The sequence below is a fragment of the Flavobacteriales bacterium genome (assembly GCA_025210805.1).
In the GTDB taxonomy this organism is placed as follows: Bacteria; Bacteroidota; Bacteroidia; order Flavobacteriales; family CAJXXR01; genus JAOAQX01.
On the sequence record JAOAQX010000034.1, the window covers coordinates 48660 to 61264 of the forward strand.

Genomic DNA, 12605 nt, shown 5'->3' on the forward strand with positions numbered 1-12605 from the left:
TAAATGTTTATAGTAACTAAACACCATTAAAAACAGATAGTTAACCTTCATCAGAAAGAAAATACGTTGATTGAAAAATGTTTTTAACCTAAAGAATAAATTTAACAATTCAAGTAACGAAGAAGAAAAAATATACCAAATAACAATGAAGATAATGTTTACAATAATAATTTCGATGTTTTTCCTGTCTTGTGACCCTGGACTTATTAACAATTATGTTGTTGAAAATAAATCAGATTACTTAATTGAATCCAATATTAGATTAATAAACGGATTTCGAACACTCCAATCGGCTGACTCAATTCAAAGAATTCTAATAAAACCAAATTCTAATATTGAAATTGCTAACTATGGAGAAATTAGAAATGCGCATGATAAAAACCAATACTTTTTAGAAGCGTTTGATTCAATCTCATTGCAGATAAATGAAATGAAAATATTAAAAAAGATTAAGAATAGGAATAGTTGGAATTACAGGGTGATAAATGAAGGATTACTGTCAATGGATGAAGTCGAATATAAATTGGTGATCGAAAATAGTGACTTGAAAAAATCAAATGAATAAAAGAAGGCGAAAGGCTAAATAACTCAACCTTTTTCTAGCTTTCCGACAAGTTTTTCATGAAATTCAAGCTCATTTTATTTACATAATTTGCTTGATAAACTCCCAAAAAACCAACCGAATTCATACGCATATAGCAAAAAATCAACTCATTGATTTGCTAAACACTTTGGATTCATTAGATTTGGGTAAACAAAATATATAGGGAGTATAAACACATTTTTGCTATATAATGGTGCATTTAAATAATTATTGTACAAAGATTTGAAAAATGAAAGAATTTGGACTAAGAAATACAGACCCAGAAGATATTGAAGACCTACTTGTTAAAGTTGAAGAGTCTTTTGGAATCGAATTTTTTGAAAATGAATTAGTCAACATTCAGACTTTTGGGGAATTGTGTGATTATATCAAAAACAAAATTCAACTTGACAAAAAAGATGATTGCACTAAACAACAAGCATATTATAAATTACGGAAAGCTATAACCTCTATACTAAAAGTTGACAAAGACAAAATACTACCCGACACTCAACTCACAGAACTTTTACCAAGACAAATAAGAAAAAGTAGAATCAATCAAATTGAACAGAACTTGGGGTTTAAATTGTCTCTTTTGCGACCACCTCATTTTATTACAAATTTTCTATTCTTACTTCTAGTTGGCTCTTTTATTAGTCTATTTTTTAGTTGGCAACTAGGACTTATTGGAATAGGATTTTCTATCGGAGGACTCTGGCTTGCTTACAGATTAGGAAATGAGCTTGACTTAAAAACAGTAAGACAAGTTGCCGAAAAAATGACTCAAGAGCACTACCTAAAATCGAGACGAAACCCAAAGTCATATAACGAAAAGGAAATTGAAAAAGTCCTGATTGATTGGTTTAGCAATGACTTATTAATTGACAAATCGAAATTGACAAGAGAAACGAGATTGATATAAATAGAATAATTAGAGGTTAAGGTTTGATTCATTAGATTTGGAGCGACTAAACCTCTTTGTGCTTCATGTAGAAAAGAAAAGAGAATAGAAATGAACGAATACCAAGGATATTTTGCCGATTGCTATGTTTTAACAAATATCAGGACAGAATTGTTTGTAGAGGGATTTCTTGACCATTTTGTTCCAAACAGAAGAGAAACTGCTGATGAATTTGAAGTACCTCAATATGGAGATAATCCAGTAGAAACATTTAAAACAGCACGAGAAGCAGTTAAGTTTTTAGTGGATAATAAACATGTTAAACATAGCTTGTATTGGGCAAACCCAGAAAAATCGGACTTAAGGGGTGCTGAGCTATTCTTCACAGATGATGCACACATAATCATGGGAATTTACTGTGAGACAAAATATCCTAACACGAAGATAGAAGACAAGATTTTTAAAGAAATAAAAGAATTCTGCGGTAGTGACTTTGGCTATATTACGTATGAAGACACTCCTCCGCATAACAGTATAGAATTCAAAGAAATGATAAAAAGAACAAAATCACAATAAAACTATTACGCCATAGCCGAAACGTTATAAAACATTAAAAAAAAACACATAACAATGAAAAAAATAACTTGTGTAATCATAATAATACTTGTTAGTAATTTCAAAGTATTTGCGAATCGCGCTATGTATGTAAATGATTTTGCAAATATCTTGGGGAATGTTACAACTGAAAATGAACTATTGACCTATGCTCAAAATAACGGAATAAAGACATTATTGCTTTACGATCTTCATATTATTAATAGCAATTATAATTTGCTAAATCCAGCAACTAATTTTATTTTAGCAGATTTCATTTACAAAGCTAAGACAATCTATGGGGTATTAGATGTTGCTGCAATTGCTGAAAACGCTTTTTTTTCACTAACGTTATAGATGTTTTCAACAATAGCCGAAGCAACCCTTTGGAGAAATTTGATACTTATAATTTGGAATTTGAGTATTGGGATAACTCTACGACTAACCCTGGAGGATACTATTGCAATAATTACTTAACTCCTAATAATTTACCATGCACTGTAAATGGAGCCTTTCAGTTTTTCATTACTATTTTACAAGAAATGAAAACTCTTGCTAACAACAATACTCATTCAATAAAGACAGAAGCTTATGTAGGATGGCCAACAGCTGCTCAGGCCGCTATAATAGGTGCTAATTTAGATAGACTACGATTACATGCCTATGTAAGTAATCCGAATACATCTTTTAATTATTCTAAGGATAGACTTATAGATTTCGCTAATAGTACTCCTGGATTAAATATCTCAATTATTTTTTCATCAGAACCTAATTTTATGCAAAGTTGGCTAAATAACAATTCCATGGGTTCTGCTGAACACATTTATAAAGCTGATTACCTTAATGAGTCTTCTGTATGGGCTAACAACATTAACCTAGAAGGATTTACATATTTCGCTTATACCTACAACACTGGAATTACTCTTTCAACCAATCATCACACGCCTTACAAAGAGCTAATTACCTTTCCTAATCTTGTACAAAATATCCTAACCATTGAAAACATTAAAAATCTAAAAAACATTAAAATCTATAACAATTCAGGTCAGTTAGTTACAGAAACAAAAGTTACTAAAATTGATTTCACCAACCTATCAAAAGGAATTTACATATTGCAATTACATACAGACAACGACATTTTAACAAAAAAAATAATAAAGGAGTAAAACATTTTACAATAACGAGGTCTTCAGATTGTTCGCAGAGCAAAACATAAACTCAGTAGCCTGCCCCAAAACATCGGGATTGACTAAGTCCCACAGCCTTGTACCGATTACTTACTTCAAAAAACATCTCAAGCTTTCCGACAAGTTTTTCATGAATTTAAGCTCATTTTATTTACATAATTTGCTTGATAAATTCCCAAAAAACCAACTTAATGATTTGATAAATCCTTTGGATTCATTAGATTTGGGTAAACAAAATATATAAGGCGTATAAACACATTTTTGCTATATAATTGTTGTTTAAATAACTCTTACACTTAATTAAACAAATGAAAATTATATTAGACGAACATAGGGATTTATTACGAAAAATGATAGGTTGTTCTATTGAGTTTGGACTTTTACCTAAATTAAGTGTTCAATCTGGAGGGTGTTTGCCAGATGGTAACTTTTATGATACGACGAAGAATTATGGGAGTTTTTACAGTTCCTATCTACTTAATTTACGAATGCGTAGAAATGATAACGATCGATTTTGGATAACAATTTCACCTGGACCAGATTCTCCAATAAAACCTTGGTCTCCATTATGGATTTACTCTAATCTCGGCTTTGATAATGGTAATGTAAAAAAAGATTATTCGTTTTATGAAGAAAGTATAGGTTCTGAACCTAAAGGTAATGAAACAGAAATTGCTTCTCAGGAAAATGACTTTTTAAAAAATCACCATTTTGATTTTGGTCTTAATCTGATGTCAAAATGGTTAAATAGTGAAAAAGTAACACAAATTGAACTTTATGATTGTTCCCCATATGCTGCATGTATTATCCAACATAATTCTGGCAAGAAATGGTGTCTATATGCAGAATATGATTTTGAATTTTGGATCAATTTCAGTGAAGATATGATAACAGGAATTCGAGAAAATTGTAAATTACAGGAAATTATAAAATAAGCACTACCCTACTCCCATACGTTATACAACATTTGATGAAGCAAAAAACGACATTACTAATAATCGGATTTTTTCTCTTGATTTCTTGCTCAGAAAAATCAGAATTTATGAATGACTGCAAATGTAAAAAGGTAGATTTAACCAGTGGAATAATTGTAAATGGAAAAGACAATCGATATTCTGTAGTTTTGCCAGATAGCAGTTGGAAACCTGAAATTACAGCGACAGGAATAAGTGCAGGAACTTATGAAGAAAATGCTTTTAAGTATTTTGGAATTAATGAAATGAGGAAAGCACAACCTTGGATGACTCTTGAGGAACAACAAAAAAATGTGGAAAGTAAGTATAATGTAATTGAATCTGGAATAACAGACTTATTCGAAAAGAAATCAATATGGAATCTTGTTGAGGAAAAAGTTGACACAATTCCAATTATCACATTATACATTATTGTTGAACATCCAAAAAATGAATTGTTCTATACCATTGATCTTTCAGTGTCACAAAACAAGTACAGAAAGAAAGAATTATGCGAATTAGAAAACATAATTAAGTCATTTAAAATGAATTAAAAAAAATGTTCAGTAACTAGGTATTCAACAGCTCAAAGAGCTATCTAAAAATCCACAAAACATCTGGATTGACTAAAAACCATAGCGTTTCTTAAATTCGAAGAACATCTCAAGCACTACAACAACCACGCATCAAACCATCAAAAACCAACACATATAGCAAAAAATGAATAAAGTCAAATTAGAAGTTTTTCATAAAAAAGAACAAGTAACAACTACACTTTATGTTGAGCAATTATCAAAAAACAAATTTCGAATGATTGACAATGATCTCTGCAATCCTAAATTAACATTAGGGACGGAATTCGAAACTAAAATAAATGAAATGCGAAAACATGAGATAATAAAAATCATAAAAGAATCAGAATTCATTACTCGCAGGTTTGAGTTGACACCTAATCATAAAGAATCTGACTATCGAATGTTAGGAGAAGAATTGGCAAAAAGAGGTGGATTTTGGCAAGTTGACTTTGATTGTTTAGCGACTATAAATATCCCAAAGGATTTCGAATTTGACATTGACCAAGTAATTAAAGAATTAGGCTTAAAATTAGTAGAGATAACTTAATGAAGTACTTTAAACGAAATTGGAAGGCTTGCCGACCAAATCTTGACCTAAGTAAATTTATGGAGTTCACCATTGAAAAAGAGGAATTTGAAAGTAAATGGAATTAAAACCAATCTTACATAATTAAGCCTAAAAACTTGCACGCAGAACAATCTAAAAATCCACAAACATCGGTTTACAAAAAATTTAGTCTGGAAATTCAAGCCCTAAAACAGGAAATTTCAGATTATTTCGCAAAAAGTGAGTAATTTTAACTAGTAATCAGTTTAATATTTAGATAATGAAAAAAAGAAATATCTTTAAGCATATTTTGTTTAGAACAATAATAATCATAGCACTTACTTTCGCTTCAATATTCATCGGATTATCTACATTAAATCCAGATAGAACATGTGGAACAGGAGATGTACTAGCAATTATTCCTTGGTTTTTAGCTTTCTATATACTTTGGTCTTTAGTTTTATTTTATGAAATATTTTATTTAGCTAAAAGAAAACAGAAATTAAAGAGGAATGCTAATATAATTATGATTTTGTTATTACCTGTTATCATAATTTTATTTTTGCTTTTCAACAATGTGTAACGTATTTACAGAAATATCGACTATAGCTGAAGCTAATCTGTTACTTCGTAAAATAACAACAAAGACTATATAAAATGGATCAAACATCATAACAGGTATTCTTATTGGAGGTACAAGTATTTATCTCATTATTCTTCTAATAATTGCTCAGGTGAAATACGCTTCCTTTATCGACTATATAAAAAAAATCAAACCAGATTATAAAGAAGACCTTGGTGGTTTATGGGTAACGGATAAAGGTGGAGGCTGGGTTTCTGGTGAGTATTGGTTTAGAACACCTCTACCGATTGCAATTAAAACTAAAAACAAGAAGTTAAAAAAATTGGTTCAATCACATGATAAGACAATCAAACTTTTCTGGATCTCTGCGATTATCATTTTGCCCGCAATAATTGTTGTTTTGAATTTAATGAATTAAAAAAAATGTTCAGTAACTAGGTACTCAACAGCTCAAGAGCTATCTAAAAATCCACAAAACATCTGGATTGACTAAAAAAACATACCTGATTAAATGTAAAAATTAAGTATTTTGTAATTCCAAAAAATTTAATAAAAACTACTCGTGGTGTGGGTATTTGGTCAACAATGTGTAAAAACATTCTAGAGGTTCGCTACGCTGCTGCCAATTGTTTTTATCATATAACAACATTAATATGAAACAAACATTTAACATTCTCCTGATTTTTTTCACCTTGGTCAGTTGTCAGACTAACAAGGCAGATAATACAGAAATTGGTATTTCAAATGAAGTTAAAACTAAAAAAAATGACGATTCAATATTTATTAAAGACAGTTCCGACTACTCAATTAGATTTTTGAACTCCATGATTGAATTAGGAATGAATAATGTATCTCTTGTTGATAGCTTTTTAATTCTATCATCAAGGGACACCGTAACGTTTCCTCAAATTCCAGAAATCGGAAAAAAAACGATTTTGACTGCTAAAAAGGATGAATTCGCAATTGCATTAACAATCAAAAGAATCAATCAAACAACGATTGACTATAAAATTGAAATGGTTGAAATTGGAAATACAAGTTACAATTATAAAGGGCAAGCTGATTTAATGCCTAGATTTTACTTAGGATCTGAGACTGATGAGAGCAGCTTAACTGGAATATCGTACCTATCAACTGAGTTTAGCAATAACCACGATTCCTGCTATACATACATAAGACTTGGAAAAGAAGACTCAATGCCGTATCTATTGGGGAAAATTATAAAAAACTGCAACGGGAAGATTAAAAATATTGGTATAGATAATTTTTCAACACTGGTGGAAAAATAAAATCGCTCTTCAATATCCAAGTCTAAAAACTTGCTCGCAGAGCAAAGTCGAAAATTCTGGGCTTTCTCAAAAAAACGGACATAACAAAAAAGCTTCATCGATTTTTAAAATCAATGAAGCTTTTTTCTTGCGGAGAGAGAGGGATTCGAACCCCCGGTCCTGTTACAGACAATGGTTTTCAAGACCACCGCATTCGACCACTCTGCCATCTCTCCGATTCGGCGTATTCCCGTTGGAATCGCGGTTGCAATGTTATCATGTTTTTTTATAAAAACCAAGGTTAATCCTAAAAAAAATCACACTTTTTTAATAATCTTTTGATTATTAACTCTTTGATTTTTTATAAAAAATGCCTTAAAAATTATTTTAATTGCTTATCCGTTTGTTTCCCCCAAACAGTTGCGAAATGAGCAGATGTCTTTTTGGTCAGTATAATATTTGATTTTCGTTAAAAATTTCCGAAGCCTTGGAGGAAATTTAGAAAATCAAATATGGTTTTTGATTTTTAATCAAAAAATACCTTCCAAAAAGTGCCCTTTTCTTTGTTTCGTTTCTTTTGGGCAAGCAAAAGAAATGAAAGTCCAAGCGACAGCGTCGAAGCTTGGGCAAGAAATCTTTTAGGGGAAACAAGCGGATAAGCATATTATTTTAACTGCAAAAACGGATTTTTATCAAGCCCCACCTCTACTAGAGAGAATCCTGCTTTAAGGTAAACCAACTCATAATTCTTTCCAAAATTCTTTTGATGCACGAGCGGGTACCAAAATCCTGTGCTAGATTTTTTCCAATTAGTCCATTGGGTTTCCAAGCCTCCGATGATAAATTGATTATTCCACATTTTCCATTTTACAGGTCGGTAATTATCATCAAATTTATACACATATACCTCTTCTGATCGGTTATTATGATTTGATGGATATCTTACACACAAACTTCTTTTAGAGTCGCCCTCCATCAATACCATGTCTTTACTAAGCTGGTATTCGTCTATCTGAAAAGGTGCCGAAAACCAATATGAATCGGTTGTAAAGTATTTTTTTGCAAGATGCAACAACTTCTCTTTTTTATGACCGTTGGTAATTTCTGTTTCGTTCACAAAAACCTTGGAAACAGCAGAAGACTGATGAAAAATAACGTTTTTACCTTTCCATTGGACTTGCACAAACCCATTTTGCTTATCCCAAATATAATGATGCCCAGAATTTGTCATCCAAGAAATATATTTCGTTTTATCCCAAGCGGGTTTATTCAAGGTTTTATGCATTTTACCCACCACTTTTTGAGCTTCTATAGGATCAGAACCCATTGGGATACTTTCATTCATAAACACAAAAATAAAAATGGAAAGAGCAATCAAAGATCCCGCAAAAATGAGAAAGAATTTAAAGAGTTTTTGGTAAAGATTTTTCATAGTATTGAGTTTAATAAGTTAAGATATCTGAAAGCTTTATCACTTCATTTGAGGGTTTTGGATGTTTTTTTATAGAGTTTTCTAAGGGAATAAGAACGATCTGATTATTTTGAATAGCAGTCATACTAGGCGCTTTTTGTTTGATCAAACTTTCAATGGCTTTTTGGGCATATTTGGCTGCCAAAATTCGATCCAAACAAGAAGGTGCTCCTCCCCTTTGTAAATGCCCTAAAACCGTTACTCTAGATTTCATTTCTGGTCGTATTTGTCTCATCTTTTCAGCCAATTCATGAGCATTACCATTCTCATTTCCCTCTGCTACAATAATGAGGTTTGAAGCTTTTCCGCCCTTTTGTCTTTTCTCAATTTTTTCAATCAATTGTTCAATGCTCACCTGAGTCTCGGGAATCATTACGGCACTTGCACCACTGGCAATCGCAGAATCTAAGGCAATAAAACCAGAATCTCTTCCCATAACCTCTACAAAGAATAATCTTTTATGTGAGTTTCCAGTATCACGAATTTTATCTATTGCCTCCACTACGGTATTTCTTGCGGTGTCAAATCCTAAAGTAAAATCAGTTCCTGCTAAATCATTGTCAATTGTTCCGGGTATTCCCATACTTGGGATTCCAAATTCCTTGTAGAATACAGAAAGTCCTTTAAAAGTTCCATCTCCACCAATAGCCACTAAAGCATCTATTTTGTTTTCTTGACAATTTTTATATGCTTTTTCTCGTCCTTCTTGAGTCCTAAAACGCGTAGATCGAGAAGACCTCAAAATGGTTCCTCCTCTATGTAAAATATTCCCAACATCTCTATTGGTAAGTTCTGAAAATTGATTATCAATAATCCCCTCATAACCATCATAGAACCCCAAAACTCGAATCTGATAATAACTTGCAATTCTTACTAAAGCACGAACTGCAGCATTCATTCCAGGGGCATCTCCTCCAGAGGTAAAAATTCCGATGGTCTTGATTTTATTTTCTGATAATGTTGATTTCTCCATTTTTCATCAATTTTATAATAGTAGATGCTTTACTTTTTTCTTTAAGATCTTGCTTGTGTGCTACTATATAATCTACCTGAGATTTTATTTTCTCATCAATACTATCAAAGTATTTCGGACTTGCATTTCCGCTCACATTTGCCGATGTAGAAAGAATGGGTTGTTTCAATTTCTGAATTAAAAACTGACAAAATTTATCCTTAACTAATCGAACAGCAACCGTATTGTCTTTTGCTACCAAGTGCGCAGGAATTCCTTTAGGACCTTCGAGGATCAGCGTAAGAGGCGTATCATAACAGTCCATAAGCTCCCAAGCCACTTCTGGTATTTCTTCAAAATGACGTTCTAGTTGTATTTCACTAAAAAATAACAAAATACATTTTTTATCTAAATCTCTGCTTTTAATTTGGTAAAGTTTTTCGAAAGCTTTTGTACTTTCCATAGCACAACCTAATCCCCAAATGGTATCTGTTGGGTATAAAATAACTCCGTCTTCTTGACAGGTTTTTACGGCTTTCGCCAAATCTTCTTTTTCAAATCTTCTCTCCATTCAGTATTATTTCCAATAAAGGTTCTACTTCCCATCCATCGGATTTCCAATGAATCTTTGCTTGTTGATATTGTTCTTTTCTCGAACACAATAGTTTTCTGGCTCCTGCCCAAACCTTTTCTATATCATTTGATAATAAAGGACGACTTGCGTGGATTTTAGACACTTGCTTTTCTAAAAAATCTTCACTTCTATCTAGATAAACCGTGGTAATTTCATCCTTTAAAAGTGATTTCTGATTTTCTTCAAAACAAAAAGTTCCTCCTCCTAAAGCCAAAACACAGTGCTCTTTTTGCGCTAAAACATGAGTTAAATAAGCTGTTTCAAGTGCCCGAAAATAATGCTCGCTATCTTGAATGAGAAGTGAGATTGGCTTTCCTTCATACTCTTCTATAATCTCATCTAGATCTATAAAAAGAACCTCAAGTTTTTCAGCCAAAGCTTTCCCCAGAGTGGTTTTTCCCGCACCCATAAATCCTACCAGCACTATTTTTTTTAAATTCCTCATCATTTCTTTAACAAAAGTACGTTTTTAATAACGAAATATCACAGAGTAAACTGATCATTCCGTTTACTTACTAATCACTTATTTGCAATGATATTTAGTAAACCATACATTCACTTTCAATACCATTTTTTTCCTTTGCTCATCAAAAAAAATACAAGAACTGACAAAGAGAGACAAATCATCGAAAGGAAAAACAATTTCAAAATGAATAAAATATATTTGTAAAAAATTTGAAACCGATGAGAAAAACCATTTTATCTGTAGTTACATTTTTTGTAATCGTTTCTTCCATTATTCTTTATTTTCATTTTAATGCTGTAAGTGTAATTTTCTTTGCTGTGAGTATCATTGTGGCTATAATGGCTTATTATGATGCATTTCAGAAAAAACATTCTCTTTTACGTACTTACCCTCTCATGGCAAGGCTACGCTGGGTTTTTGAAGCAGAAAGAGATAAAATAAAGCAATATTTTATTGAATCAGACTTAGATGGAACACCTATAAATAGAGAAAAAAGATCTATTGTTTATCAACGTTCTAAACAGCAATTAGAAACAGTTCCTTTTGGGACTCAGCATGATGTTTATTCCAAAGGATACGAATTTGTAGAGCATTCATTATTCCCAAAAAATCATCATGATATAAAAGGTCAGCGAGTGAAATTTGGCTCAGATAAATGCACACAGCCTTATGAGGCATCTATTATGAATATTTCTGCCATGTCCTTTGGTTCGCTAAGCAAAAACGCTATTATGGCACTCAACCAAGGAGCTAAAATGGGAAGTTTTGCACACAACACGGGAGAAGGAGGAATTTCCCCTTACCATCTTCAAGGTGGAGATCTTATTTTTCAGATCGGAACAGGATATTTTGGGGCAGGAAAAACGGTGGATGAAAAACGTGTTTTTGACGAAGAAATATTTGCTAAAAATGCACAGAAACCAGAAGTAAAAATGATAGAAATTAAGCTATCACAAGGTGCAAAACCAGGACATGGAGGAATTCTTCCTGCCAAGAAAAACACGGAGGAAATAGCGCATATTCGTTCTGTTAAACCATTTACTCGTGTAGATTCTCCCCCTTGTCATTCATCTTTTGAAGATTTTGATTCGATGATTGCCTTTATAGAGAAGGTGAGATCTTTGAGTAATGGAAAACCCGTTGGGATTAAATTTTGTGTAGGAAATCATGAGGAAATTGAAGAGATGATACAGTATTTTGCTCAACAGCAGAGTTACCCAGACTTTATCAGCGTAGATGGTGCAGAAGGAGGAACAGGTTCTGCCCCAATGGAATTCTCTAACTATGTGGGTACACCTCTTTTGGATGGATTAACCATGGTGGTTTCTACTTTAAAAAAATATGGTTTAAAAGATCAAATAAAAATTATTGCAGCAGGTAAAGCAGTAGATGCGTTTGATGTGGTAAAACTCCTCGCCCTAGGTGCCGATACGGTAAATATGGCAAGAAGTTTTATGCTTTCTCTTGGTTGTATTCAAGCTCGTGAATGCAATAGAGATACTTGCCCAGTGGGAGTTGCCACACAGGATGATAATCTCGTTAAGGCTCTTGTGGTAGAACGTAAAAATATTAGAGTAAAAAACTATCATCATAAAACCCTCTTTGCTATTGAAGAAATGGTAGCAGCAATGGGACTTTCCGATATCTCTTCTCTCCAACCGAAATACATTAAAAGAAGAACCAAAAAAGGGGAAATTGTCTCTTTAGATCAGGTTTATTTTGAAAATCATCAGAGAGTTTTAGTGGAATCTTAGGGAGAATCTACCTTGATATTTTCAGAGAAAGAAGAATGAAATTCTTAGAATATTTGGGAACTGAAAAACTGTTTACTTTTTGTTTTTCAGTTCCTTTTTTTTTTTAATCCTTTGAAATATCCCATTGATACCGATAC

Annotated in this window: 15 protein-coding genes and 1 tRNA gene; 11 read left to right on the forward strand and 5 right to left on the reverse strand. The window is 32.4% G+C overall.

Going from position 1 to position 12605, the window contains the following annotated elements; all coding sequences use genetic code 11:
• Nucleotides 1-70 precede the first annotated feature (70 nt).
• From N4A45_13195 to N4A45_13240, 10 genes are all read left to right on the forward strand, one after another.
• Nucleotides 71-565: a hypothetical protein gene (locus N4A45_13195; protein MCT4666175.1), complete on the forward strand. Its 495-nt coding sequence runs from the start codon at nucleotides 71-73 to the stop codon at nucleotides 563-565.
• A gap of 268 nt (nucleotides 566-833) precedes the next feature.
• Nucleotides 834-1505, forward strand: a complete 672-nt coding sequence (locus N4A45_13200) for a hypothetical protein (protein ID MCT4666176.1) — start codon at nucleotides 834-836, stop codon at nucleotides 1503-1505.
• A gap of 90 nt (nucleotides 1506-1595) precedes the next feature.
• Complete coding sequence (locus N4A45_13205) at nucleotides 1596-2060, forward strand: hypothetical protein (GenBank protein ID MCT4666177.1); 465 nt, start codon at nucleotides 1596-1598, stop codon at nucleotides 2058-2060.
• Between the two features lie 54 nt (nucleotides 2061-2114).
• Nucleotides 2115-2435, forward strand: coding sequence for a hypothetical protein (locus tag N4A45_13210; GenBank protein ID MCT4666178.1), 321 nt, complete (start codon nucleotides 2115-2117; stop codon nucleotides 2433-2435).
• Between the two features lie 29 nt (nucleotides 2436-2464).
• Nucleotides 2465-3244, forward strand: coding sequence for a T9SS type A sorting domain-containing protein (locus tag N4A45_13215; protein MCT4666179.1), 780 nt, complete (start codon nucleotides 2465-2467; stop codon nucleotides 3242-3244).
• Between the two features lie 329 nt (nucleotides 3245-3573).
• On the forward strand, nucleotides 3574-4200 hold the full coding sequence (locus N4A45_13220) for a hypothetical protein (GenBank protein ID MCT4666180.1): 627 nt from the start codon (nucleotides 3574-3576) through the stop codon (nucleotides 4198-4200).
• 107 nt (nucleotides 4201-4307) lie between these two features.
• Nucleotides 4308-4772, forward strand: a complete 465-nt coding sequence (locus N4A45_13225; GenBank protein MCT4666181.1) for a hypothetical protein — start codon at nucleotides 4308-4310, stop codon at nucleotides 4770-4772.
• Nucleotides 4773-4938: 166 nt separating this feature from the next.
• Nucleotides 4939-5340 carry a hypothetical protein gene (locus N4A45_13230; GenBank protein MCT4666182.1) on the forward strand — a complete coding sequence of 134 codons (402 nt, stop codon included), beginning with the start codon at nucleotides 4939-4941 and terminating at the stop codon, nucleotides 5338-5340.
• Nucleotides 5341-6074: 734 nt separating this feature from the next.
• Complete coding sequence (locus tag N4A45_13235; protein ID MCT4666183.1) at nucleotides 6075-6341, forward strand: hypothetical protein; 267 nt, start codon at nucleotides 6075-6077, stop codon at nucleotides 6339-6341.
• Between the two features lie 235 nt (nucleotides 6342-6576).
• Nucleotides 6577-7212 (forward strand): hypothetical protein, encoded by a 636-nt coding sequence (locus tag N4A45_13240; protein MCT4666184.1) that lies wholly within the window; start codon nucleotides 6577-6579, stop codon nucleotides 7210-7212.
• A 130-nt stretch (nucleotides 7213-7342) separates the two neighbouring features.
• On the opposite strand, the gene N4A45_13245 is transcribed toward N4A45_13240, so the two are convergent.
• The 5 genes from N4A45_13245 to N4A45_13265 all read right to left on the reverse strand — a co-directional run bounded on the left by N4A45_13245 (nucleotide 7343) and on the right by N4A45_13265 (nucleotide 10696).
• Nucleotides 7343-7427 (reverse strand) — tRNA-Ser (locus N4A45_13245).
• A gap of 428 nt (nucleotides 7428-7855) precedes the next feature.
• Nucleotides 7856-8623, reverse strand: coding sequence for a hypothetical protein (locus tag N4A45_13250; protein MCT4666185.1), 768 nt, complete (start codon nucleotides 8621-8623; stop codon nucleotides 7856-7858).
• 10 nt (nucleotides 8624-8633) lie between these two features.
• Complete coding sequence (pfkA, locus tag N4A45_13255) at nucleotides 8634-9635, reverse strand: 6-phosphofructokinase (GenBank protein MCT4666186.1); 1002 nt, start codon at nucleotides 9633-9635, stop codon at nucleotides 8634-8636.
• Nucleotides 9607-10185 (reverse strand): L-threonylcarbamoyladenylate synthase, encoded by a 579-nt coding sequence (locus tag N4A45_13260; protein MCT4666187.1) that lies wholly within the window; start codon nucleotides 10183-10185, stop codon nucleotides 9607-9609. The genes pfkA and N4A45_13260 overlap by 29 nt, the downstream gene beginning before the upstream one ends.
• Nucleotides 10169-10696 (reverse strand): shikimate kinase, encoded by a 528-nt coding sequence (locus tag N4A45_13265; GenBank protein MCT4666188.1) that lies wholly within the window; start codon nucleotides 10694-10696, stop codon nucleotides 10169-10171. Before N4A45_13265 ends, N4A45_13260 begins: the two co-directional genes overlap by 17 nt.
• 236 nt (nucleotides 10697-10932) lie before the next feature.
• On the opposite strand from N4A45_13265, the gene N4A45_13270 reads away from it, so the two are divergent.
• Nucleotides 10933-12468, forward strand: a complete 1536-nt coding sequence (locus tag N4A45_13270; protein ID MCT4666189.1) for an FMN-binding glutamate synthase family protein — start codon at nucleotides 10933-10935, stop codon at nucleotides 12466-12468.
• Nucleotides 12469-12605: the final 137 nt, after the last annotated feature.